The sequence below is a fragment of the Methanobacterium spitsbergense genome (assembly GCF_019931065.1).
Taxonomy (GTDB): Archaea; Methanobacteriota; Methanobacteria; order Methanobacteriales; family Methanobacteriaceae; genus Methanobacterium_B; species Methanobacterium_B spitsbergense.
Genome location: NZ_JAIOUQ010000009.1, coordinates 214523 through 237794, shown reverse-complemented (window position 1 = coordinate 237794; position 23272 = coordinate 214523). Strand labels below are relative to the sequence as shown.

Sequence of the window (23272 nt, the reverse complement as noted above, 5' to 3'; positions counted from 1 at the left end):
CTAATGAGTAATAAATAAGATTCCACTCATATTGACAATATTTTCAATAAATTATCGTTAGCTGATTGATCTAGATATAATATTTATTAATGGAGAAATATTAATGGAAAAAGAAAAACCTATCTTAGGGTATGATAAATTTTTGATGATGGCCATTCTAAAGGAAGGCCCACTCAGTTTGGAGGAATTATGGGAAAAATCCATGTTATTTTTATCTTTGATCTGGTACCAGCAGTTACCTGGAAAAGGCCAGCCACTTATGGAAAGATTATTTTTCAAAGCTACTCGTTTACGCTCAGAACTGGAAGAAGTTAGAAATGATAAGTCTAATCATGGTGCTGAAATTGAAATGGATAAATTAATCAAAAAAGGTTGGATTAATCTAAATAAAGATGATAAATATGAATTAACCAAGGAAGGATTGAGTCAAGCTAAAATATTTGGAGAAAAGATAAAAAAAGAGGCGGCTATGGTAGATAAGGAATTAAAACCTTCCACCACAGCCATGAATACTACATTTTTAGATGCATTCCTTGCGTTTCTTAAACTTGGTGGTGGTTTAATAAGCGGTAGTATGGGTTTAATTGCCGATGGAAGTGATGCCACCATGGATACTGTCGAAGCTATCTTGGTTTGGCTGGGAATTAAATATCATCGAGAAAAATTAAGCACACTTCTAGTTGTAGCAGGATTATTTATTGCGGCCATTACAGTATTATTTGATTCCATCACCCATTTATTAGCGACATTTGGAGGACATGCAGAACCCATAACTATGCCATATCTAGTTATAGCTGTTGAAGGAGTGGCTATATTATCTGCGTTTTTCCTTTTTTATTACCAACGTTTCGTTGGGAAAGTCACCAATAGTTTAACTTTAATATCACAATCTGTTGATAGTAAAAATCATATTTTCATTGGTTCATCGGTTATTATAGGTGCTATTTTCGCAATTTATGGTGTTTTCTTTGTTGATGCTCTAATCGGATTATTCGTAGGGGCAGGTATATTTAGAGATGCTGTAAGTTTACTTCGAGAAGCTATATTTGCTGAGAGAGGCGGAGAAGAAGATTACTCTAAAGAGTACAAACTTCCATTACAAGAATGTTGGGAAGAAAACAGATTAATAGCATTCCGAAACTGGATACTATACCTTTTATGGGAAGACCAGCAAAGAACACGCAAAGAAATAATTTCTTCACTCCATAGTACTTTCCATCCCGACAACTATATCCCTGTACTTAGTGAGCTCAAAGCTACTGGTTCAGAACCATATGATTTTGATAGTAAATTTAAAAATCTCATAAAACCATTAATAGAAGAAGAACTTTTAATTGAAGAAATTGAAGAGTACCTTCTAACCGAAAAGGGTGAGGAACATCTCAAAAATTTCATAAATAGCTTCAATAACTATGATGTGCGTCGTTCTGATGCCCTACTATTGGCTATGGCACGAGATGAGAAGGAGGATATCTAAAATAATAATTACTTGATTATTTTTTGGTATCAAACAATTGAGATAATAATTTAATATTCTTTTTTTTTGGATGATTTATTTTTTTAGATGTGATCTAAATTAGTAATAATTTCAACTTATTCGCAAGGATTTAAAAATATTCCACTAAAAGCATAAAATCAAATTAAGTTTATCCTGGTAAAATATGGAGAAAAATTTAAATCAAAAATGAAAATTTTTTCTTTCAATTAAAAAAGTGTTATTTCCTATTTTTTTTAATTATATTCTTGGGATAGTAATATAGGCCTTGCTAAATATTAATAAAACAACTATCCTTGTGTCGAGCACAAATTCTTAGCCCAAATCGTTATATACTATGAAATCAAATCTTGAAACTGTGCTTTTTATCTTGAATTTTACAAGCTGAAGCAGTATACATTTTAGTCCCTTGGGGTAGTGGCAATCCTGTGAGACTCTGGATCTTTCGACGGCGGTTCGACTCCGCCAGGGACTACTGATTACATCACTGAACACCAGTATCAGTGATCAATAATTTTAGTTTTTTTTGTTGTATTCCCTAAAAATTCATTTTATCCCTATCTTGTTCAAGACCCCTAGACCAACTTATCAATATAGGTACATTTTTAACATTTGTAAATATTTGAGATATAAAAACAATTAATAATTCTTTAATATTACAAAGTTATTATAAAATAATATCTTAATTGGATTACATTTTGATTCAAAAAAAACTAATGCAAATAGGAAATAAGAAAATGAATCAAAAAATTATTATTTTGAATCATATTGAATTTACTACTCATCAATAAAATTTGGAAAAAAATTTGAAAGTAAAAATTCAAATTTAAAAAACTAAATTAATAGAAATAATTCAACAATATTAAAAGAATGTTGTTATCAATGAAGAATGGCAATTTTGGTATAGATATGGATATCAGATACTTTTCTTTATTATTCTAAACAATATTCAAATGGCATGTGGGATTGAAAGGAACTATTAATTTCTACCAACTAAAAAATCTCGGAGCTTATCCCTATTTATTCTTGCATTAACATCTAAAGGATTAATTTTTAAAGCTTCATTAAAGCATTTCATGCCCGCTTCTAGGTCTCCAGAGTTAGCAAATGCTGCTCCTTTGTTAGTAAGAGCATTGGTATTTTCCGGATTTATGGTTAGTGCTTTGTTATAACATTCAATTGCAGAAGAATAATCTTCCATATCATAATATACCGCCCCCAAATTAACCAAGAGTTCTGTATTATTCTCATCCTTAGAAATAGCTTTATTAAATACATCTAAAGCTTCTGTATATTTTTTAAGTATTCTTAAAACATTTCCCTTGTTGTTAAGAGCTTGAACAAAATTTGGATCAATTTCCAATGTTTTATCATAGCATTTTATTGCTTCATTATACTGGCCATTCTCAAAAAAGGCAATTCCTTCGTTATTCCATTCTCCAGGATGTTTGGGCATGAAAATATTCTCCTAAACTTCAGTTTATTAATAAACCTGAGATTTATTTATAATTCATATCATTTGAATTTCTGCATTAATATTCACGGAAACTTTTTTTTTCCTAATTTAGGGTATAATAAATTTTAATTTAAATTAGTTCTTGTTAAAAATTATTTAATTATAAAATAAGAATAAAATTATTAATATTCAATTGAAAATTTACATCTAGGAGGATTAGGACCTAAAAGATAGCTATGTGCAATTTTTCCATCTATACTTGCCCATTTTAGTGCGAGTTCTGCCATTGCCTTACACATTAGGCAGTATATTTTATTATCCTTTATCTTTGGACCCCACAAGCATTCGACAACTCTAAATTCATCTGCGCTTGTTTCTACACTGTAGCCTAAGTTTGAAAACATATGAGCCATCCATGCAATATATTCAGATTGAACTTTTCTTAAATATTCAGGATCATCAATAAAATCATGTTGAACTTTAAGTTCTCTCTTAAATTTTACCTTCATATTATCCTCAAAAAACTTGGCAAATTCTTGTAAAAAACTTGCTGTATCTTCTATTCGTATCTGAGATGTGAGTGCAGGTGTAGAACTTAACATGAAGTCTTTTACAGTACTCATGCGTTCTTTTTCTTCAAATTCTTTGGTTTTGTATTGATAATCTCTTCTTAAAAGAGCTATTTCTATACTGTATTTAAGTTCTGTATCATCAAAAGGTTTTATAACATAACCTGAGGGTCTAGTCAATTTGGCCCTTTCAAAAGTATCTCCATCTGCATGTGCAGTCAGGTATATAACAGGTACATCAAAACGTTGTGAAATACGTTCCACAGCATCTATTCCATCCATATCTCCTCTTAACACGATATCTGCCAGAATAAGATCTGTACCTTTTTCATTTGATATCTGAATGGCTTCTTCTCCAGATCCTGCGAGTCCTACTACTTCGTAACCCCAGCCTTCAAGCTTAGTCTGTATTTCAAGGGCAGTAATATTCTCATCTTCAATTACTAGAATTTTTTCTTCAGGAACTAGAAACACCTCCTCTACATGTTATACTTAACTATATGTCTAACTTAAATTGTTTATATAATCTTCTGGAAAATTTCATCTCCAATTAATTATTAATAACTATTACAAAATCTAGTGATTATGTTTTACAAATTATATTAAACAAAAATTAATCAATATTTATAAGATTATATGTTTAACATTGAAATTGATTTAGAAATTGTAAATATCTATTTTATTCATTGAATTACTAAAATCTAACTTGAAACTATATTTAACCCAGTATAAGTTAGCCCAGTATAAGTTTCTTGGGATTTATACCACACATTAATTTAATCTCATTCATTGAAATATCATATTCAAACATGGTATTAATAAACATCTTCAAACCATTAACAGGAAGAGTGTTATGGATTTGACCAAAATCTGTAGCCATTAAACATCTCTTTGCACCAATTTCTTTTATTGAATCTCCAATTATCATTGGATCGAGGTTATCGTGCATCTCCATACAAGCAACAAAACAGTGTTCTAAATAAGCATAACTAGCCATTTCCACTTGTTCATCTATAGTTGCACCAACTACTCCAGTTAATGGATGATTAACAATTATTTTCCAAATTCCAAGGGTCTTAGCCATATCTATCAAACTAAATATATCTGATGGTTTCATATGTCCCGTTCCAATAACCATGTTATTTTCAGCAACTACATGCAATATCTCTTCAATCTTAACCCAATCCATTTCCATGGTTGGATATGAAACTGTTGGAAACCAAACAAATCTACCTCCAATTTCAGCGGAAGCTTTGACAGCTGCGGGATTTAATCCTCCAACACTATTATTGAGTACCACACCCCCAAAAACTGGAAAGCTAGCCACTTCAGAAGCAATTATTGCCCTACCTGATGTTGGTTCTAGATGAGATTTTAAAACTATTGAATGCATTTTCTCATTTTTAGCACTCAAAACAGCTTCAATATCTGTTTGTAATCTGGGTTTAATATCTGGACTTGTATGAATATGTGTATCTGAAAGGTTCTTCAGTGGATAGTCTTCATCAGAAAATTCCTTAATTTGATACTCGTTTTTTAACTTCGTCATAGAGGTTTCCCCCTGTTGAATCCATTGTAACAATTAATGGTCCAAATTCTTTGACTTCCAGTTCCCAAACTGCTTCAGGAACACCAAGATCAAGCCAGTGAACACTGTTAACCTTCACCACTGATTTAACATATAGTGCTGCACATCCACCAACTGCTGATAGGTAAGCTTTTTTATTTCTAACCAGAGCCTTTGAAGTCTCTTCATCCATACCACCCTTTCCAACAATAAGCCCTGCACCCATGTCTAAGATTTTATGTTCATATGGATTCATCCTAGTGCTTGTTGTAGGGCCAACAGCAATCATATCGTATTTATCATCTGTTTTTTTTATTATGGGACCTGCATGAAAAATAATAGAATCTTTAATATCAATTGGAGATCCTTTTTCAACCATTCTTTTATGAGCACTGTCTCTTGCAGTATAAATGGTTCCTGAGATGTAAACAATATCTCCAATCCTTAAATTTGCTGTTTCCTCTGATGAAATTGGGGTTTCAAGTTTCACATTCATAGATTCACCTTTTATCAATCCTAAGTATATTGTTGAATATTTTGGAAATTTCAGTTATTTACATCTTATCTTAGAAAAAACCTAAAATTCTTGAAATATATTGATAAGAACATATATGAGAACAAATAGGATATACTTGACTAATTTAAAAAAAAGAATTTGTATAAAACTTCAAGAATTATCTCTGATCTTTAAAATTTGTCCTAATGGGTACAATAGAATATATGATTATTTAAATTTGGATAAAATTACATTTGTGAACCGTTATTTTGGCTGTTAAAACGGTTTATATTCAATTTTTTTGTTTTTCTATAGTTTAAAGATTGATTTATTCTTTCATAGAATTTTTGAAACCTGTTTATATGGATTATAAATATTTCCTTGGTTTTGTCAGCATCTTTAGGCATAATTCGATTAGGAATGATTATTGTGACTTCTATTGATAATGTTTGTAGTGATTCATTATATTCTATTTCAGAAGTCATGGAGTATTCATTATCAAGATATAAGTTTTGATTGTGTAATCGGTTACTTATAAATCGATATTGTTCTCTGTTAACTCCATTATCTACAAATTTAATTACCATATCGGTTGCAAAGGGTTTATTTACTTTTATTTCATATTCATCAAATTTTAACATTTATTGGTCCACCAATAGTAATCTATATTCATAGCAGATATAATTTATGTAAATTTTAGATTTTTTGTGAAAATTATCACAAACATTTCAACATATAATAATTAAAGATTTGTTACCCCCATTGCTGTACCCTCGGGTTTTTCTGATTTATATTTAAAATAAATTAGTGTATTGAATGGAATTATTATAATATTAAAATCAGATACATCTTTTGTAATTTCAATAATTTCCTCTTCAGAATTTATGTGTATTGAAACAACCTTATTTTCTCCAATTTCATAAATTTTTTCACAATCGGAAGTTGTAACTTTCAATTTAACAGCCCAGCTCATTAAATCACCAATAATACTATGATCTTAATATCAAATAAATTTTTAAAATAAAAATTTATGATTATGTGATATTATTCACAAAATATTGGTCATAAAGTGCAAGTGTAAAACCAAATTATTTGGATAATTAAAACTTATGAATCTAGAAAATAAAAACATATACAAATTTAGATTCTCATTTTTAGTAATGTAGGGAGTAAGAATAATAATCTTTTAACAGTAAATAAATGATGTATATAACTATAGAAGTACTAACATAATGATATTCAACTTCATAATCAATAAAAAAAATTAAAGATACAAATATTATATATAAATTTAATATAACCATTAATAAATAATTTTAACTACTATCGAGGTAAATTATGGCAAGTTCTGACAGAATAATGGGTTTAAGCAAATACATTGTTACCCTTCCCGGCTCAACCTTTTCAGTTGCAAGTATGGTCTTTTTAAGTTTTGTTTTAGGTGCAATTGTCTCTGCATTGGAACCAAGTACCAATTATTCACTTTTATATAGTATTATATATGGAGGCGCTGCAGGATTTCTTATATTTGGTTTAACATCCATAATGAGTGGTGCTGTAACCCAACCTATGATCAACACCCTTGAAGGTAGACATATGAAGATGAAACAATCCATGTTTCTTTCACTTCTATCTATGTTGATAGTTGGTTTTGTTTACTTTATTGGAAGTCTAATCTCATCATTTACAATTTACAGTTATACCATCGACGCCCTTGTCTATGGATGTGTTATTATATTTGCAATAAGAATCCTAGTATTATGGGGAACATCCAATATCAACTTTTTTAAATCATTACCAGCTGCAGCAGCCCAACCTGCGCTAATATTAAGTATGGTAATTGTAATTGTATCATTAACCAGCATCACAACGAATATTGGATACTTCAGTATACTTGCATTACTGATAAAAATTGTTATCGCTTCCTTAATTCTTGTGGTTGCCATATATTCATTTGTTGTGATAATAGAATCCCCAATGAAAAGAAATCTGGGAGTTGGAGGTTTGGAACTCTTAAGCCTATTTTTAGCCCATGTTACAGAAGGTTCAAATTCTCTTGAAGGACTTTTTGAAGATATGGGAGAACCTATAGATACTATAATCGGGATAATGGCCTTCAAAGGTAAAAATGGATTGAAAGCACTCTTTTTAAGTCCAAGTGTGCATCCCGGACCAATAGGAAACATAGGCGGAGGCAACATGCCCACGCAACTAGCAAATAAATTTGAACCATTTACAATGGTATCTCACGGCCCTTCTACACACGATTTCAACCCCGTATCATCAAAGGAAATATCTAAGATAGAAAAAGTAGTCAGAGACACTTTAGAATCTTTGGAATATTCTAATAAAGCAGGTAAATTCTCAAGGGTTCAAAGCGGAAATGCAAAAATAGGTGCCCAATACTTTGATAACAATTTGGTACTACTTGCTACCATGGCTCCTGAAGGATTTGATGATATGGACTTTGGTGTTGGTCTTGCACTAATAAACCTTGCTAAAGCAAAAACAGGGGCAAAAAATGTGATATTAGTAGAATGTCATAACGCATTTAAAGGTGATGGTGGCAGGATACTACCAGGTAACAAAGAAGTTTTTGAGCTTATGGATGCTGTGGAAAAACTCCAATCACCTGAAAAGCAAAATAATATCAAAGTTGGATGTGCATATGACCCAATGGATGATGTGAGCAAAGACGAAGGTGTGGGAGAAAGTGGAGTTAAAGTAATGGTATTGGAAGTTGATAATCAGAAAACAGGTTATATCCTGCTTGATTCCAACAATATGATAATTGGATTTAGGGAAAGAATTCTGAAACATTTAAAGGATATTGGTCTTGATGAAGCTGAAATTCTCACATCTGACACACACTTTGTAAATGCTCTTTCAGGCGGTCACAATCCTGTTGGAACTAAAAAACAAGATTTGATACTTGAGCATATAATAAAATCTACAGAAGATGCAATGAAAGACCTTGAAGATGTTACAGTTGCTTGTGATGTTTCGAGGATAAAAGATTTAAAAACTCTTGGACCAACACATGCAACAGAACTTGTAACAACTATAAGTTCCATAGTAGCTGTAAGCAAAATATTTGCACCGCTCATATTTATAATCGCATTTTTATCTGCTTTTATATGGATATTTTACTGGGCGCTCTAATAATCAGTTCAGTTTATTCATATTAAAAAATGAAAGAAATTAAGAATAATTTATTTAAAAAAAACAGGAAAAAATGGGAAAATTTATATCCCAGTAATTGGCGGCACAGGGTTGATGTTAAAAAGTAGAATCCATAATACTATCCATATGAATAGAAACGGTACAATTCCACTCCAAAGCCATCCTTTAAATCCACCAACAGCTTCTTTACCAAATATTCTCTCGGAAACCTGTCCGGATATGTAAAGAATCACAAGGGCTATTAATATTGCAATGGCCTCATTGTTAATTCCACTTATTAATCCAGTTGTTAATGCAAACGATAAAAAAGCCGCTATTATTCCTCCAATTACATGTATGATCGTTACTTTAGCATCTACATCCATAATCTTTTACCTCCAAATATGTTTATTATTAGTCTCTTGTCATAAATAAAACCATAAGGTGTTCCAATGAAAGCCATGTCCAACGTTGATATTTACGCAATTTGCAAAGAATTAGGAGATCTGTTAAAGGATGCTAGGGTTCAAAAGGCATACCAACCAACCAAAGATACTGTACTTATACGGTTCCATGTGCCTTCTAAAGGCCGTGTTGATGTGATCTTTCAGGCTGGTTTAAGGGTACATACGACCCAATATCCTCCACAAAATCCCAAAGTTCCACCAAACTTCCCTATGCTTCTGAGAAAGTATATTAAAGGAGGCCGTGTAACTGGAGTGAGTCAACACAACTTTGATAGGATTATGCGGATCGATATCCAGAAGGAGCATAAATTTTCATTGGTTATAGAACTCTTTGCTAAGGGTAATATAATACTTTTGGATGAAGATGATCAGATCATTCTACCTCTGAAAAGAAAATTATGGCAGGATAGAAAGATATCTTCAAAGGAGGAATACAAATATCCGCCTGAAAGGGGTATTAATCCACTTGAAATTAAAAAAGATCAATTAAAAGAAATATTCCAGAATTCTGATAGAGATATAATTAGAACTCTTGCTGGAAATGGTCTTGGAGGATTATATGCCGAAGAGATAATATTGAGATCCAATGTTGATAAAAAGAAAATGGCTAGTGAAGTAACTGATGATGAAATTAATGCACTGCACAGCGCTTTAAATGATGTTTTCAAACCCATTAAAACATATGATTTCAAACCACAGATAGTATCTGGAAAAAAAGACGATGTTTTACCTCTTGATCTTCAGATGTATTCAGAATATGAGAAAAAAAGATACGAAACCTTCAATGAAGCTTCTGATGAATTCTACAGTAGTATAGTTGGTGAAGATATTGTACAGGTACACAATGAAGTATGGTCTGGAGAAGTTGGTAAATTTGAGAAAAGACTAGCAATACAGTTGGCAACTCTTGAAAAATTCAATAAAACTGTAAAAGATTCTAAGATAAAGGGCGAAGCAATATATTCCAATTATCAAAATATACAAAATATTATAAATATTATAAATGAGGCTAGAGAGAAACATTCATGGCTTGAAATCATTTCAATCATAAAAAAAGCTAAAAAAGCTAAAACTGAAGGATTGGAAATCATTGAATCAATAGATAAAATGGGCGTTTTAACATTAAACCTTGATGGAATCATAGTTAATATTGATACCGGGTTAGGCATTCCTGAAAATGCAGAAGTATATTATAATAAAGGTAAAAAAGCTAAAAAGAAAATTAGAGGAGTTAATATTGCTATTGCTAAGACTGAAGAGGAAATTAAAAAAGCAAAAGGTAAGCGAGAAATAGAAATGGAAAAGGTTTTAGTGCCTCAGAAACGGGTTAAAAAGGATCTTAAATGGTATGAAAAGCTAAGATGGTTTTTAACATCTGATGGTTTGATGGTTATTGGTGGCAGGGATGCAACAACCAATGAAATGGTTGTTAAGAAACATATGGAAAACCGTGATATCTATTTCCATTCAGATATACATGGTGCTGCATCCATTATTCTTAAGGCAGGTAAAGATGAAATTCCAGAATCAAGTATTAACCAAGCTGCTGCATTTGCAGCATGTTTCTCTAGTGCCTGGGCTAAAGGCTTAGGTTCTGCTGATGTTTACTGGGTTCATCCCGAACAGGTATCAAAAACACCACAATCAGGTGAATTTGTTACTAAAGGGGCCTTCATAATACGAGGATCACGAAACTATATCCGAGGACTTCCACTAACACTAGCAATTGGTAAAGTAGATTACGAAGGAGAAAGAATAATGGCCGGACCTCCGGAAGCAGTATCTAAATACACTGAAAATTTTGCATCTATTAAACCGGGTTATACTAAAAAAGAAGAAATAGCAATGCAGATAAAAAATAAGATAGATACAGATAAAATGTTCATAATAGAAGATGTTGTCCGTGTTTTACCTTCTGGAAAATGTGATTTTGTAGATAAAAAGGGTTCCAAAAGAAAAAGGAGATAGACATCTCATTGGTTAATCCTTTTAAAAATAAATATGTTGGAGAAAATTACATCTTCTCTTTATCTTTCATCTGTTTTTTTAGAAGAAAATTAATGTCTATAACATACATTCCTTCTTGATCAGAAATAATTATAGAGTCATCCTCTAATAAAGAAGGTAAATTTAGCTCATATATACCATGTTCTTTTATCATTATGGTTTCGATTGAGTCTCCCTTAATCTCTTGTATTTCTGGTTTTTTTCCCTTTTGATGGAATTCAAAGAATTTACTACCACACTCAGGACATCCTTTAAGAATTACTTCCTCTGAGTTTATTGTAAACTCTGATCCACATTTAATGCAGCGATGCACCTGAATCACCCAGGTTGGCAATCATGGACAGGAAGTTTGATCTCTTCTTGACTGCCTTCATTACATTTGCAGGACCAATAATTGTTATTCCTATAGTTTTCTTTTTTGAAAGCCCAAAAAATGAAGATTTGTCCTTTTCTAGAGTGTATATATCAATTCCCATGAAATTTTCAACATCAATTTCACGCATTGTAGTTTCAATAAGTTCTGCCTCTTCTCCAGGAGTGAGACCACCCTCTATAACTACCAGATCACCGTTTTTAACCTTATCAACGATCATGGAAATCTTTTCCATACTTGTTCGGGTTTTTAGTGCATCCGAGGATAGAAAATCCATTTTTAGAGCATTTGGTTCTGTATTATCCATTTTAAAACCCCTAATTAATTAAATTTATCAACCATTGCCTGATAAAGATCGGCTGTATTCTCTCCGTGTAATGCTGAAATAGGTACAACTGTGTGTTGTGGAAAAACAGAAGTGATTCTCTCAGAGGAAGCTTCAGGAAGGTCGATTTTATTGGCTACAATAACAAATGGTATTTTACGTGCTTCAAGATTGCCCATTATTGTAATATTTGCTTGAGTTAATGGATCTTGTGTGGCGTCTACAACCAAAAGCACACCTGTAACATCATCTAACCATTTTATAGCTTCAATAATTCCTTTAGTTGCTTCTTTTGCTCTTTCTTTTGCTTCTTCTTCTGATAAACCATATTCTAGGAAATTTTTATAGTCTATCTTAGTTGCTATTCCTGGAGTGTCAACAATATCAAAGTCTAGTTCTACTCCATCATATTCAATTTGAACACGTTCTTGTCTGTAAACACGTCTAGTTTCATGAGGAATCTCGGATACAAGGCCTAATGGTTTACCAATCCAATCATTTGTCATTGTATTTGCTAGTGTTGTTTTACCCGAATTGGGGTGTCCGTACAAACCTATTTTAAGTTTTTTATCCTTGCCAATAAGCTTGTTGAAGATGTTTTTAAAAAAGCTACGTCTGAAGAATTTCCGCATGTTTATCACTCTTATCAACTCACAATGATTAAGACATTAGACCATAAGAATATACTTAATCATCTAATGGTATTATTATTTTCCTTTATGAATCCCACTGTACCATTCTTGTTTATTAGTTAAACCTTAGGGTTTATATAAGTTCTGTTTTTGACCCTTAACATAATACCATATCCTCAATAGTATTTTGGAGACTTGATCACATTAGAGGCCATAGTTAAACTATATCACAAAAGTTGATGAATTAAAATGTTAAATTTATTCCTGTTTTAATGATAATACTAAATAATAATAAGGAATTAAATCCAATAAAATTAAAAAGATATTTTGAAATAAAATCTTGATAGCCTAGATATTCAAATTTAAAATAATAAAATAAAATTTATCTTAATGTTGGAGAATACCCCATCCATGAGGGTGGGGATGAATCCAACCACAACATATAAATAATAATTAATACCTATTACTAATATAGTATGCGATAGCCAAGTAAACTAAACTTAATCTAATCAGTACCGTAGGAACTACGGGAATTAAAGCTTCTCTGAGAAAGCACAATAGTGGATTCCATGAAGGAAGAAGCCCATTCCGAAAGGGAGGGGTAGTTCACTCCTTGTAACTATCACCAGGATTTAATATTATAACTTCAACATTTTTATTTGACTTTCTAACCATATCCGAATATTCCAGTGGGTTTTGTTCTATTGCGGGGTATGTGTTGTAGTGCATTGGAATAATTATCTCTGGATTAATCCATTCTGCAGCTATAGCTGCCTCAAATGGACCCATTGTATAACGATCTCCAATAGGCAACATTGCGATATCTGGTTGATATATATGGCTAATCACATATCGCATATCTGAAAATATTCCTGTGTCTCCTGCATGATATATTTTCCTTCCATTTTCCAGTTCCAATATAAAACCCGCTGAACTTCCACCTGCATCAACCTCCTCAATAAAATCCATATCAGAGGAGTGTAGTGAATTGACCATTGTAATTTTAATATCCTGAATTTTTGCTGATCCACCTATGTTCATTCCTAATGTTTCAAAACCCAATTTGGAGAGGTAGATAGAAAGTTCATGATTGCAGACTATAATTGCTCCTGTTCTATTGGCAATTTCCATTGTATCTCCAAAATGATCCCCATGACCATGTGATACTAATATAACATCTGCATAAAGTTCTTCGACTGTGACAGGGGATGTTGGATTGTTGCTAATAAAAGGGTCAATTAGAATTCTAAGATTTTCATCGGTTGTTATATGAAATGCTGAATGTCCCAGCCAGGTAATATTCATTTTCTGATCTCCATGTCTAAATCCTTTGAAATTTCCCATGCATCTTCAAAAAGTCTTTCAATTTCCTCAATGGACTTCTGATCCTTGTACATAACACCAACCTCAAAACTCTCATAGATCGGGTCTGTTGATATAATAAGACCATTTGTATTGTCTGATACAACTGCAACTGTGTGTATATGAGGCATTGTTCTGATCTCAACTTTATTTCCAATTAAAAGTTTAATTAATTCTACAGAAGTATCATCATCTAAGCTAGCTTCCTGAATTATCATTCTACTCTCTGTGTCCATAAATTTTTTTAATATTGAAACATCAATGTTCCTGATCCATGGATACATCATTAATATTTTGTTATCTGCCTTTGAGATTGTGTCTTTTAATGCATCCTGTACATCTCCAGCATCAAAGGACCATATGATGCTTGGCTCCTGTGATTCAGATTTCAATGTATCCAGAGTACCTTTAAATGAATCTAATCTTTCATCGATAATACTCTCAATATCCTTGGCATTTTTAATATAATTCTCCTTCAAACGATCCAGTCTGTTTTTAACAAATTCCTGTTCATCTTTTTCCTTGGATTTAGAACTTTTTAATTTAGAAACATCAATATGTTTAGGAACTGGCTTAATTTTTTCCTTTTTATCTGGTTTTTCATCTGCACTTTCCTTAAGGAGAACAGGTTTTATTGGAGGAACATCAACTTTAGGTTCTGTAGCCTGAGATATGGGAGCCTTCTTTTTTGGTTTTTCCATTGATAATTCTGGAGGAGTAGTTGTTTTAAATGTTTTTTCAGATTTAGGTAATACTTCTTTAGATGTTTGGTTAACTTTTTTAGGTACAGGTCTTGATGTGACAGGAGTAATTTTCTTCATTGGTTTTTCTTTTTCAGATTTAGATGGTATTATCGGTTTCTTATCATCCGCTGAAATGGGTTTAGTTTTCACTGGCTTAATTTTTTTGGAAGATTTAGCTGGTTTGGCTGGAGGTTTTATATTTTGTCCTAGTTTTTCTATTGCACCCTTTTTAGCTTTTCCTGTTACTGGTTTAGGTGCCTGTTTTGGAATTTTATTCTTTGGTTTAGAAGTTTTTGATCTTGACAGATCAATTTTGCTAGAAAAAAATACCATCATAATAATACCAAAAACAGAAGAACACAATCCCCCAAAGAAAAGTCCGAAATTAGGGGGAGTAGAAAAACCAAAGGACATTCCATAAAATCCTGCAATAAACAGTAGACCTCCAAAAACCGTGACGAGTAAATTGATCATCCTTTACCTCCCAATAATATTGATTACCCCAGATATGTTATCACCAATGATCAAAATGTCTAAAATATAAATGATTCACTATTCTTGATAATAACTATACTTTTTTAATGTATAATATTATCTATTAAGTATTTAAATAGTAGGTTATCTCCATAACTCTTATTATAATTCAATCTATCACAAACATAAAGATTGCAGACTAAATTGGAAAAAAATGAATGGTCTAATTTTATATACTGAACAATCAATATGAATTTCATTTGGTATGATTGTACTTCACTGCTTTTATTATATAGATATCTTCAATCCCAAAATAATTAAAATAATTCTCATTTAGCATGCTCAAATATGATCTTCAATGCATTTTCTGTTCCATTGTACCTTGAAAATTTTTCTTTAACTATTTCTGTCCTATTTTTTATCTCTTGATCATTGAGCAAACAGTTTATATCCTCTGCAATTTTATTTGGACCTAAATTTTTTATATTCTCTATTATGGATATACCATATTTTTGAAAATTAATTGTATTTTTAATCTGTTCTGAATGGTTTTCAATTGGAATTATAATATTTGGAATTCCAAGCGACATTATTTCCATGATTGTTGTATGACCTGCTAAACTTACAATCACATCAGATATTTTCATCCATTCCATCATGTTGTTTAAAAACTCTTTTTTAATAATTTTATGAGATTCTTGGATAAAATCAGCTTTTATTTGTGGTCCCGTAACAATTATTAATCTGTCGCATTCAATCATTGAAGATGCTTCACATATCAACTCCAATAATTCAATCCCAAAATTGCTTCCACCTACAGTTACAAGAACTATACGCTCTGAATTTTTAAATCCTAATTCTCTTCTTAAAGCATCCTTATTAACCATTTTTTGCTGGTTATTTTTAAGAAATGGTCCAGTATGAACAACCATATCTTTGAGCTTAGCTGGTACCTCTGTGGAACCTGGAACATCAGGAACCATCACCACCCTACAAAGTTTGCACATATATTGAAAAAATCTTATAAGACCAGATTCTAGATATTTAATTGTTCTTTCGTCAGGGTAGATTTCTGAAAAGTTGAGTGTTAATTCATTAGTTATCATGATACATGGAATACCCAACATCTTAGCTGTTATCGGAACAGAATAATGTGAATCTGCTATTATAATATCAGGTTTAATTTTCTTAATGATCTTTGACTCATTATAAATGCTTTTAAGAAATATATAAGGTGCATTAATAGATTTTTTAACTGTGTATTTAATATCAAACTCACCTTCCCCATAAAATTTGATATCCGGAAGTTTTTGAGTTGGATATTCATGTTGTGATTCTAGAATTTCATATCCCGAACCATAACTTGCAAAAAATACTTCAATACCCTCTGCTTCAAGTTCCCTGGCAATTGCTATACAACGTGACACATGACCCCAACCGATACCACAAGGCATTATAAGTACTTTCATGAAAAAAATCCTCTAATTATTTTAAATACTGAATTTTTTGGTTTCTATTAAAAACATTAATATGAACATATTATATTATTTTAGAATGTATAGCGCTACTATTAGAACTAAATATTGATTTTTAATCTAGTTCTAATCTTTTTTTTAGAAAAACTTATATAATGATAAATTAAAAGTTATTAATATTAATATTGTTGGGGAGGGCTATGATGAATTTTTTTAAAGATGAATCGGGACAAGGAGCAGCAGAATATATATTATTATTTGGTGGGATCATAGTTATTGCAATAGCTGCACTCTTTATATATAGAAGTTATTTTAAACCAGGAGTTTCACCATTTCATGCACCTGAAGACTTAAATATTGTTAGGGGTAGTGTTTCTTAATTACATTTTTTTTAATCTAACAATATAATCTTTAAAATTCATCTTATTTTTTTAGTAATTTACTGATAATTTTGTTATACGTCTCTTAAAATTTATTATTAAATAAAAACATTCTTAAAACAAATGATACTCCATTTTAAATGATATAACAATAGATTAATAAAAATTAGGAATAATATTTAAATTTTTATAAAATCAACTCTGTGCCTGCATATAATTTAATATATCTTCAAAAAGGTTCACAGACCCGTCTTCATTACTGAGACTCCATGCAAATTTATTGATTAAAATTCTCTTTTGATCATCAGATTGTGAGTAAATATAAAAGATGGTTTTATTAAAAAGTGAATCAAGATCTTCACCATCTTCAAAGGAGTTACGTGATTTGAGATCATCAATCTTGTTTCTAAAGTTCTTTTTTAGTTTTGAAGAAGCATTTCTAACCACTTCAACATCATCGCTTTCCAGAATTTTAATAAGGGTTTCTATTTCAACAAAATCAGTTTTCATCAGCCCAAAAACGATTCCTTCAGGTTTGATTGATTGTATTCTCTTTACACCATCATAAATTCCGAAATCATAGCTGGTTATATAGATCTTTTTTTCCTTTAACAAAATCATCAATGATTCATTGAGAGTTTTATCTGATGTGGAACGATTAGATTTTTTCCGAATGTCTTCTAATAGTTCTTTTTTTGACAGTTCTTTTCCCTCGAGAAGTTCAAGAATCATTTCTTTCATATTATAATTTTTTGGCATGGTTTTACACTACTTTTTTTGTTATGTGATTATATGCACATAAACATATATAAAAATTATTAATTTGTGAACAGTAACATGCCACTTAAATGTGTATGAACTTATTAAAATAGTATATTATCATATATAAGATTAATAAAAAATAAATAATTTTGGGATTTTAATCACATATTTATTACAAAATATTTATTAATATGGGAAATAATACTCAGTAATAAGAATAAACTGTTACATTATAGTTTATTCATGTCTATAATAAAAAATTTTTTTTGGGGGAGATATTAATGGAAATATTAAAAGATGAAGGTGGACAAGGAGCAGCAGAATATATCCTTTTATTCGGTGGAGTAATTGTAATAGCAGTAGCTGCACTATTGATATACAATTCATACTTTAAAGGACAACAAGGTCTGAATGCTTCCACAGACATAAGTAATGTAAGAAAAAGCGTGACATAACTTTTTCGATACCATAATATTTTTTTTTAACTCATAAACTAATTCATTAGACTTAAATCAATTAGGTATAATATTTATATACATTAAATATATAGAATATTGTTAGATTAATAGGAGGAAAAAATATGAACTTTTTAAAAGATGAAGGTGGACAAGGAGCAGCAGAATATATCCTTTTATTTGGTGGAGTAATTGTAATAGCAGTAGCTGCACTATTGATATACAATTCATACTTTAAAGGACAACAAGGTCTGAATGCTTCCACAGACATAAGTAATGTAAGAAAAAGTGTAACTTAATTAATTAAAAAGTGGATTTGCATGTTAATGGATGAAAAAGCACAAATTAGCGCTGAAATGATATTAATTATGGGTGCCCTTTTGGTTCTAGTTATAGTTGCTGGAGGATTTATATTTAATATTTCCCAGCAAATTGCTACCAGTATTAGTAATGTCGTTGACACTGCTAGGGACAGTACAATTAATAGGATGTAAACAACTGTTAACATTTTGCATTTCTACTATTTCATTTTTTTTTATATTTCCAATTTTTGAACTGTTAATACTAATTTTTATTTTAAATTAATCAGATAACTTGATGTTATTATTCATTCTAAAGTTGTTTTTTTTCTTTAGAAATATCTTATTTTTTATGAAAATTAAATTGGAAATAAAATAAATTGTTTTAATATCTAAATTTATATTATTAAAATAATAAAGTAAATTCATTAATAAGAAATAACATAGTATGTTTAAAAATTCTAAATTAACTTATCATTATAGCAAAAATTGGGTTAGAAATAAGAGGTTAAATGCCACCTTTAAAAAATATTTTAGGAACAAAAAATATGGCGAAATTTAGAAGTTTATTTTTTGGAGAATATTCACCAAATATTGAAAAATTATCTTCAAAATCTGAAAATGTTACTATAGGCTTAAAATACAAAACAGGATCAAATACGCCTATATTAGGCAAAAATTCTCTTATTCGTTCAAATTCAATAATATATAATGATGTAGAAATTGGAAACAACTTTAAAACAGGCCATGCTGTAATTATTAGAGAGAAAACAATTATAGGAGATAACGTACTTATTGGAACTAATTCTGTGATAGAAGGACACACTACTATTGGAAATAACGTCAGTATCCAATCTAATGTATACATCCCTACGAATTCTGTTATAGAAGATTATGTATTCATTGGACCATGTGCATGTTTCACAAATGATAAATATCCAATAAGAGTTGATTTTGATCTCAAAGGACCTGTTATCAAAAGGGGAGCTTCCATAGGGGCTAATTCAACATTTTTATCTGATCTAGAAATAGGAGAAGGTGCTATGGTGGCTGCCGGAGCAATAGTTACAATGGACGTTCCTGATTATTTTTTAGCAATAGGTGCTCCAGCTAGGATAAAACCTCTCCCAAAACATCTAAAAAAGATGAATAGAATAAATTAATGTAAATATATTCTTTTAAAATTTTATTGGATGTTTTTTAATATTGAAACTATAGATTCTGAAGCTCCTTGATTCAATTGTGCTTCAATCAATTTCATCTTTTCTATAATCTCAGGGTTGTCAAGCAATTTATTAACAATATCCACTATTTTTTGGTGATTAGTTCCCAAAAGAAGATTTTTACCTATTTCAACATAGATCATCCACTCTGTATTATCCCTTATAATCAAACATGGAACATTTAAAACTACAGATTCCTCCTGTATTCCGCCAGAATCAGTCATCACAAACATTGAATTGGTTAAAAGCCCCATGAAATCTTTATATCCTAATGGATCTGATAAAATCACATTATCATTGATTTCTATATTATTATCTTCTATTACTTTCTTAGTTCTTAAATGTACTGGAAAAAAGACTTTTATTCTATTAGAAATGATGTTTAAAGCCATTAAAATCTCTTTTAAAGATTCATATGTTGTATTTTCCTGTCGGTGCAGTGTAAATAATATATAGCTATCTTTTTTTAGGGAATAATCTTCAAGAGTTTCCCGATTGAAAATTTTCATAGCCCGTATACATGCATCAACAGAAGTGTTTCCAACAAGATAAACCTTTTCAGAAGGTATACATTCAGATAATGTCAAATTTTTAAATGAATTAAGATCTGGTGCAAATAAATAGTCTGATATATGATCCACCAAAACTCTATTTATTTCTTCAGGCATTCTTCTATCAAATGATCTGCATCCTGCCTCCACATGTGCTACAGGTATTTGAAGTTTAGATGCTGCAAGTGCACCTGCAAGTGTTGAATTAGTATCTCCTTGAACAATAACCAATTCTGGTTTCTCATGAAGAAGCACATTTTCAAGTTCCATAAGCATATTACCTGTCTGTTTTCCATGTGTTCCAGAACCTATATTAAGACTATAATCACAATCCCTGAGGTCTAAATCCTCAAAAAATATTTTATCCATTTTATACGAATAATGCTGTCCTGTATGAATCAAAATTTGATTGAAATCCCTATCTAAAAGAGGTATCAAAGTTGAAAGTTTGATTATTTCTGGTCTCGTTCCAAAGATTGTTGCTATTTTCATTTGTCTCTATGAATATGTGGAAAAGAATATATATTAAGCCTTTCTGAATGAGTATCATGAAAATATCTGTGATCATCCCTATGTACAACGAGGAAGATAATGTTTTGAGAACATTGGTAGAGGTTAATAGTATAATGAAAGATTATGAAGACTACGAAATACTTGTTGTGGATGATGGAAGTAAAGATGAAACTATTAGGTTGGCAAAGGAATTTTCATTAACTAATCCTTATGTTCATGTACATAGGCAATCAGTTAATATGGGAATGGGTAGAGCACTACGTACAGGATTTGAAAAATCAGATGGAAATATCATTATTACTATAGATGCCGATTTAAGTTATAATGCTTCACATATCAATTTACTTACATTTGAACTACTAAATGATGAAACAATTGATATTGTTGTTGGTTCCCCATACATGGAAGGTGGTGAAGTCAAAAATGTTCCATTTTTCAGACTTTTTATCAGTAAAGTAGCAAACAAGTTTGTTGGATATTCAATGTCTGAAAATTTAAGTACAGTTACAAGTGTTCTAAGGGCTTACAGACGTGAAGTATTAGATTCAATGGAGTTAGAATCAAATGGCACCAACATAAATCTTGAAATATTATCTAAAGCTATTGCTACAAGGTATAAAATTAAGGAAATACCAGCTCTATTGGAAGGAAGACAACTTGGGAAATCAAAACTTAAATTTAGATCAAAAACCATTTCCCATGTTCTTTTTTCTTTATACGAAAAACCTATGATCCTATTTGGAGTTATGGGATTATTTCTATGTTTAATTGGAATAGTGAGCGGAATATATCTTTTTTATGAATACACTTTGGGTACCTTAGATCCTACTCGTCCATTGATGCTATTCATGGTATTAATGATAATTTCTGGAATACAAATATTGATTTTTGGATTTGTAGCAACTCAGATTAGTCTACTTAAACGGGAAATATACATTGTACAAAAAGAAAATAAATTATCAAAAAAATAAATTAGAATAATTTTATTTAATAGATCAAATTGGGAAACTATTTATGTCTAATGTTCAGATTATAGCAAAAAACACTATAGTACTATTAATTTCTCAAATATTAAGTTATTTGTTTGCTTTTTTTTATACAATAATCACAGCTCGATATCTCGGGGCAGATGGATTTGGAATTCTATCTTTTGCAATTGCATTTACAGGTATATTTGGTATTTTAGCTGATCTTGGCTTAAATACTCTAACTGTTAAGGAAATTTCGAAGGATAAATCTTTAGCAGGAAAATTTCTTGGAAATTTTTTGTTAATAAAGATAGTTCTTTCAATTGTCACCTTACTAATAATCGCATTAATTTTAAATGCATTTAATTATCCTATACAAACTGTTACCGTTGTCTATTTAGTTGCATTATCTGTTATATTAAATTCATTTAACGGTATTTTTAATTCTATCTTTCAGGCATTTGAAAAAATGCAATTTCAATCGATAGGACAAATATTTTATAGTGCTTCAATGCTTATCGGGGTTTTATTAGCAATTATTTATGGATTCAATATTATTGGATTTGCTTTTCTATACTTTATTTTAAGTGCAATACTCTTAGTATGTAACATTATAATTTGTATAAAGAAATTTATTCCATTGAATTTTGAAATAGATCTTAAATTTAGTATATCTAAAATAAAAGAAGCATTACCCTTTGGAATTAATGGAATTTTTGTATTTGTTTATGTTTGGGTAGATACCATTATACTTTTTATATTACAGGGAAATCAGGCCGTTGGATGGTATAATGCTGCCTATAAAATTGTCACTGTCTGTATGATTGTACAATCCGTATCAAATATATCTGTATTCCCTGCAATGTCACAATTATATGTAAATTCAAAAAATTCACTACAAAACTTGGTTGAAAAATATTTTAAATTTATGCTATTAATTAGTTTTCCCTTAGGAATTGGAATTACATTACTATCACCAAATATTATATTATTAATATTTGGTAAACAATACGAAAATTCTATAATTGCCCTACAAATACTTATATGGTCGGGTATTTCCACATTTTTATATACTGCATTTGCACAACTATTTTTATCTGCAGGAAAACAAATTACATTAACAAAAATTACAGGGATTTGTATGATAGAGAATATTTTACTAAACTTATTACTAATCCCCAAATTCAGTTATGTTGGTGCAAGTATCGTAACTGTAGTAACAGAATTTACTTTGTTAGTTTTGATTTTTATTGTTGCTAAAAATATGGGATATGGTATTTCATTTAATCAATTGAAAGATGTAATAAAGGTTATTATAGCTAGTTTAGTAATGGGATCTTTTATTTTCCTTTTTTCCGAATTCACCATTTTTATAATAGTTCCAATATCAATACTGATATATATCACTATCCTATTTTCATTAAGAACATTTGATGCAGATGAGTTATTACTAATTAAAAAGGTTATTAAAAATTAACAATGGAATTTTAAATAATATAAATCTGACAAATTTTGGTG

Annotated in this window: 25 protein-coding genes and 1 tRNA gene; 11 read left to right on the top strand and 15 right to left on the bottom strand. The window is 30.5% G+C overall.

All coding sequences use genetic code 11. The features are described from left to right. Positions 1-103: 103 nt before the first annotated feature. Positions 104-1477, top strand: a complete 1374-nt coding sequence (locus K8N75_RS09140) for a cation diffusion facilitator family transporter (RefSeq protein ID WP_223791754.1) — start codon at positions 104-106, stop codon at positions 1475-1477. A 421-nt stretch (positions 1478-1898) separates the two neighbouring features. Next, a tRNA-Gln gene (locus K8N75_RS09135) sits at positions 1899-1970 on the top strand. A 504-nt stretch (positions 1971-2474) separates the two neighbouring features. Here the strand turns inward: K8N75_RS09135 and K8N75_RS09130 are convergent. From K8N75_RS09130 to K8N75_RS09105, 6 genes are all read right to left on the bottom strand, one after another. Further along, entirely contained in the window at positions 2475-2951 is a 477-nt protein-coding gene (locus tag K8N75_RS09130) for a tetratricopeptide repeat protein (RefSeq protein ID WP_223791753.1), read from the bottom strand. A 182-nt stretch (positions 2952-3133) separates the two neighbouring features. Then, entirely contained in the window at positions 3134-3994 is an 861-nt protein-coding gene (locus K8N75_RS14220; RefSeq protein WP_223791752.1) for a methanogen output domain 1-containing protein, read from the bottom strand. A 259-nt stretch (positions 3995-4253) separates the two neighbouring features. Further along, positions 4254-5069 carry a DUF6282 family protein gene (locus tag K8N75_RS09120; protein WP_223791751.1) on the bottom strand — a complete coding sequence of 272 codons (816 nt, stop codon included), beginning with the start codon at positions 5067-5069 and terminating at the stop codon, positions 4254-4256. Then, positions 5038-5583 (bottom strand): FumA C-terminus/TtdB family hydratase beta subunit, encoded by a 546-nt coding sequence (locus K8N75_RS09115; protein ID WP_223791750.1) that lies wholly within the window; start codon positions 5581-5583, stop codon positions 5038-5040. Before K8N75_RS09115 ends, K8N75_RS09120 begins: the two co-directional genes overlap by 32 nt. Positions 5584-5831: 248 nt before the next feature. After that, positions 5832-6224, bottom strand: coding sequence for a hypothetical protein (locus K8N75_RS09110; protein WP_223791749.1), 393 nt, complete (start codon positions 6222-6224; stop codon positions 5832-5834). 101 nt (positions 6225-6325) lie between these two features. Next, positions 6326-6556: a hypothetical protein gene (locus K8N75_RS09105; RefSeq protein ID WP_223791748.1), complete on the bottom strand. Its 231-nt coding sequence runs from the start codon at positions 6554-6556 to the stop codon at positions 6326-6328. 365 nt (positions 6557-6921) lie between these two features. Between K8N75_RS09105 and K8N75_RS09100 the strand changes: the two genes are divergently transcribed. Then, a complete protein-coding gene (locus tag K8N75_RS09100) occupies positions 6922-8745 on the top strand; it encodes a DUF2070 family protein (protein WP_223791747.1) in 1824 nt (607 codons plus the stop codon). An 83-nt stretch (positions 8746-8828) separates the two neighbouring features. Here the strand turns inward: K8N75_RS09100 and K8N75_RS09095 are convergent, their stop codons facing one another. Beyond that, on the bottom strand, positions 8829-9131 hold the full coding sequence (locus tag K8N75_RS09095) for a DUF5379 domain-containing protein (RefSeq protein WP_223791746.1): 303 nt from the start codon (positions 9129-9131) through the stop codon (positions 8829-8831). A 66-nt stretch (positions 9132-9197) separates the two neighbouring features. On the opposite strand from K8N75_RS09095, the gene rqcH reads away from it, so the two are divergent. Next, positions 9198-11180, top strand: coding sequence for a ribosome rescue protein RqcH (gene rqcH / locus K8N75_RS09090; protein WP_223791745.1), 1983 nt, complete (start codon positions 9198-9200; stop codon positions 11178-11180). A 46-nt stretch (positions 11181-11226) separates the two neighbouring features. On the opposite strand, the gene K8N75_RS09085 is transcribed toward rqcH, so the two are convergent. From K8N75_RS09085 to K8N75_RS09060, 6 genes are all read right to left on the bottom strand, one after another. After that, complete coding sequence (locus K8N75_RS09085) at positions 11227-11532, bottom strand: Zn-ribbon domain-containing protein (protein WP_048191086.1); 306 nt, start codon at positions 11530-11532, stop codon at positions 11227-11229. Next, positions 11516-11899, bottom strand: a complete 384-nt coding sequence (locus K8N75_RS09080; protein WP_223791744.1) for a DUF2073 domain-containing protein — start codon at positions 11897-11899, stop codon at positions 11516-11518. The genes K8N75_RS09085 and K8N75_RS09080 overlap by 17 nt, the downstream gene beginning before the upstream one ends. Before the next feature lie 14 nt (positions 11900-11913). Then, the gene (locus tag K8N75_RS09075) at positions 11914-12549 is read right to left on the bottom strand and encodes an Era-like GTP-binding protein (RefSeq protein WP_223791743.1); all 636 of its coding nucleotides are present in this window, start codon (positions 12547-12549) and stop codon (positions 11914-11916) included. 606 nt (positions 12550-13155) lie between these two features. Continuing rightward, the gene (locus K8N75_RS09070; protein WP_223791742.1) at positions 13156-13854 is read right to left on the bottom strand and encodes a metal-dependent hydrolase; all 699 of its coding nucleotides are present in this window, start codon (positions 13852-13854) and stop codon (positions 13156-13158) included. Further along, positions 13851-15128 carry a hypothetical protein gene (locus K8N75_RS09065; RefSeq protein ID WP_223791741.1) on the bottom strand — a complete coding sequence of 426 codons (1278 nt, stop codon included), beginning with the start codon at positions 15126-15128 and terminating at the stop codon, positions 13851-13853. The genes K8N75_RS09070 and K8N75_RS09065 overlap by 4 nt, the downstream gene beginning before the upstream one ends. 329 nt (positions 15129-15457) lie before the next feature. Next, on the bottom strand, positions 15458-16597 hold the full coding sequence (locus K8N75_RS09060) for a glycosyltransferase (RefSeq protein ID WP_223791740.1): 1140 nt from the start codon (positions 16595-16597) through the stop codon (positions 15458-15460). Between the two features lie 209 nt (positions 16598-16806). On the opposite strand from K8N75_RS09060, the gene K8N75_RS09055 reads away from it, so the two are divergent. Next, positions 16807-16983, top strand: coding sequence for a Flp family type IVb pilin (locus K8N75_RS09055; protein ID WP_223791739.1), 177 nt, complete (start codon positions 16807-16809; stop codon positions 16981-16983). 195 nt (positions 16984-17178) lie between these two features. Here K8N75_RS09055 and K8N75_RS09050 read toward each other — a convergent pair whose 3' ends face one another. After that, the gene (locus K8N75_RS09050) at positions 17179-17742 is read right to left on the bottom strand and encodes a hypothetical protein (protein ID WP_223791738.1); all 564 of its coding nucleotides are present in this window, start codon (positions 17740-17742) and stop codon (positions 17179-17181) included. Between the two features lie 284 nt (positions 17743-18026). On the opposite strand from K8N75_RS09050, the gene K8N75_RS09045 reads away from it, so the two are divergent. The 4 genes from K8N75_RS09045 to K8N75_RS09030 all read left to right on the top strand — a co-directional run bounded on the left by K8N75_RS09045 (position 18027) and on the right by K8N75_RS09030 (position 19662). Beyond that, on the top strand, positions 18027-18200 hold the full coding sequence (locus tag K8N75_RS09045; RefSeq protein WP_223791859.1) for a class III signal peptide-containing protein: 174 nt from the start codon (positions 18027-18029) through the stop codon (positions 18198-18200). Positions 18201-18325: 125 nt separating this feature from the next. Continuing rightward, entirely contained in the window at positions 18326-18499 is a 174-nt protein-coding gene (locus K8N75_RS09040; protein ID WP_223791737.1) for a class III signal peptide-containing protein, read from the top strand. A gap of 27 nt (positions 18500-18526) precedes the next feature. Continuing rightward, entirely contained in the window at positions 18527-18694 is a 168-nt protein-coding gene (locus K8N75_RS09035) for a class III signal peptide-containing protein (RefSeq protein WP_223791736.1), read from the top strand. Positions 18695-19011: 317 nt separating this feature from the next. After that, complete coding sequence (locus K8N75_RS09030; RefSeq protein ID WP_223791735.1) at positions 19012-19662, top strand: acyltransferase; 651 nt, start codon at positions 19012-19014, stop codon at positions 19660-19662. Positions 19663-19685: 23 nt separating this feature from the next. On the opposite strand, the gene wecB is transcribed toward K8N75_RS09030, so the two are convergent. Further along, on the bottom strand, positions 19686-20765 hold the full coding sequence (gene wecB, locus K8N75_RS09025) for a non-hydrolyzing UDP-N-acetylglucosamine 2-epimerase (RefSeq protein WP_223791734.1): 1080 nt from the start codon (positions 20763-20765) through the stop codon (positions 19686-19688). A gap of 56 nt (positions 20766-20821) precedes the next feature. Here wecB and K8N75_RS09020 point away from each other — a divergent pair, with 56 nt between their 5' ends. Together K8N75_RS09020 and K8N75_RS09015 are read left to right on the top strand one after the other, a co-directional pair. Continuing rightward, positions 20822-21757 carry a glycosyltransferase family 2 protein gene (locus tag K8N75_RS09020; RefSeq protein ID WP_223791733.1) on the top strand — a complete coding sequence of 312 codons (936 nt, stop codon included), beginning with the start codon at positions 20822-20824 and terminating at the stop codon, positions 21755-21757. 43 nt (positions 21758-21800) lie between these two features. Beyond that, complete coding sequence (locus K8N75_RS09015; RefSeq protein ID WP_223791732.1) at positions 21801-23231, top strand: flippase; 1431 nt, start codon at positions 21801-21803, stop codon at positions 23229-23231. Positions 23232-23272 lie beyond the last annotated feature (41 nt).

Coding starts and splice junctions, on each gene's coding strand:
- K8N75_RS09040 (WP_223791737.1), top strand. CDS start 18,326: ATGAACTTTTTAAAAGATGAAGGTGGACAAGGAGCAGCAGAATATATC.
- K8N75_RS09020 (WP_223791733.1), top strand. CDS start 20,822: ATGAAAATATCTGTGATCATCCCTATGTACAACGAGGAAGATAATGTT.
- K8N75_RS09100 (WP_223791747.1), top strand. CDS start 6,922: ATGGCAAGTTCTGACAGAATAATGGGTTTAAGCAAATACATTGTTACC.
- K8N75_RS09035 (WP_223791736.1), top strand. CDS start 18,527: ATGGATGAAAAAGCACAAATTAGCGCTGAAATGATATTAATTATGGGT.
- K8N75_RS09115 (WP_223791750.1), bottom strand. CDS start 5,583: ATGAATGTGAAACTTGAAACCCCAATTTCATCAGAGGAAACAGCAAAT.
- K8N75_RS09110 (WP_223791749.1), bottom strand. CDS start 6,224: ATGTTAAAATTTGATGAATATGAAATAAAAGTAAATAAACCCTTTGCA.
- rqcH (WP_223791745.1), top strand. CDS start 9,198: ATGAAAGCCATGTCCAACGTTGATATTTACGCAATTTGCAAAGAATTA.
- K8N75_RS09075 (WP_223791743.1), bottom strand. CDS start 12,549: ATGCGGAAATTCTTCAGACGTAGCTTTTTTAAAAACATCTTCAACAAG.
- K8N75_RS09070 (WP_223791742.1), bottom strand. CDS start 13,854: ATGAATATTACCTGGCTGGGACATTCAGCATTTCATATAACAACCGAT.
- wecB (WP_223791734.1), bottom strand. CDS start 20,765: ATGAAAATAGCAACAATCTTTGGAACGAGACCAGAAATAATCAAACTT.
- K8N75_RS09065 (WP_223791741.1), bottom strand. CDS start 15,128: ATGATCAATTTACTCGTCACGGTTTTTGGAGGTCTACTGTTTATTGCA.
- K8N75_RS09060 (WP_223791740.1), bottom strand. CDS start 16,597: ATGAAAGTACTTATAATGCCTTGTGGTATCGGTTGGGGTCATGTGTCA.
- K8N75_RS09055 (WP_223791739.1), top strand. CDS start 16,807: ATGAATTTTTTTAAAGATGAATCGGGACAAGGAGCAGCAGAATATATA.
- K8N75_RS09095 (WP_223791746.1), bottom strand. CDS start 9,131: ATGGATGTAGATGCTAAAGTAACGATCATACATGTAATTGGAGGAATA.
- K8N75_RS09045 (WP_223791859.1), top strand. CDS start 18,027: ATGGAAATATTAAAAGATGAAGGTGGACAAGGAGCAGCAGAATATATC.
- K8N75_RS09140 (WP_223791754.1), top strand. CDS start 104: ATGGAAAAAGAAAAACCTATCTTAGGGTATGATAAATTTTTGATGATG.
- K8N75_RS09105 (WP_223791748.1), bottom strand. CDS start 6,556: ATGAGCTGGGCTGTTAAATTGAAAGTTACAACTTCCGATTGTGAAAAA.
- K8N75_RS09030 (WP_223791735.1), top strand. CDS start 19,012: ATGCCACCTTTAAAAAATATTTTAGGAACAAAAAATATGGCGAAATTT.
- K8N75_RS09120 (WP_223791751.1), bottom strand. CDS start 5,069: ATGACGAAGTTAAAAAACGAGTATCAAATTAAGGAATTTTCTGATGAA.
- K8N75_RS09080 (WP_223791744.1), bottom strand. CDS start 11,899: ATGGATAATACAGAACCAAATGCTCTAAAAATGGATTTTCTATCCTCG.
- K8N75_RS09130 (WP_223791753.1), bottom strand. CDS start 2,951: ATGCCCAAACATCCTGGAGAATGGAATAACGAAGGAATTGCCTTTTTT.
- K8N75_RS09050 (WP_223791738.1), bottom strand. CDS start 17,742: ATGCCAAAAAATTATAATATGAAAGAAATGATTCTTGAACTTCTCGAG.
- K8N75_RS09015 (WP_223791732.1), top strand. CDS start 21,801: ATGTCTAATGTTCAGATTATAGCAAAAAACACTATAGTACTATTAATT.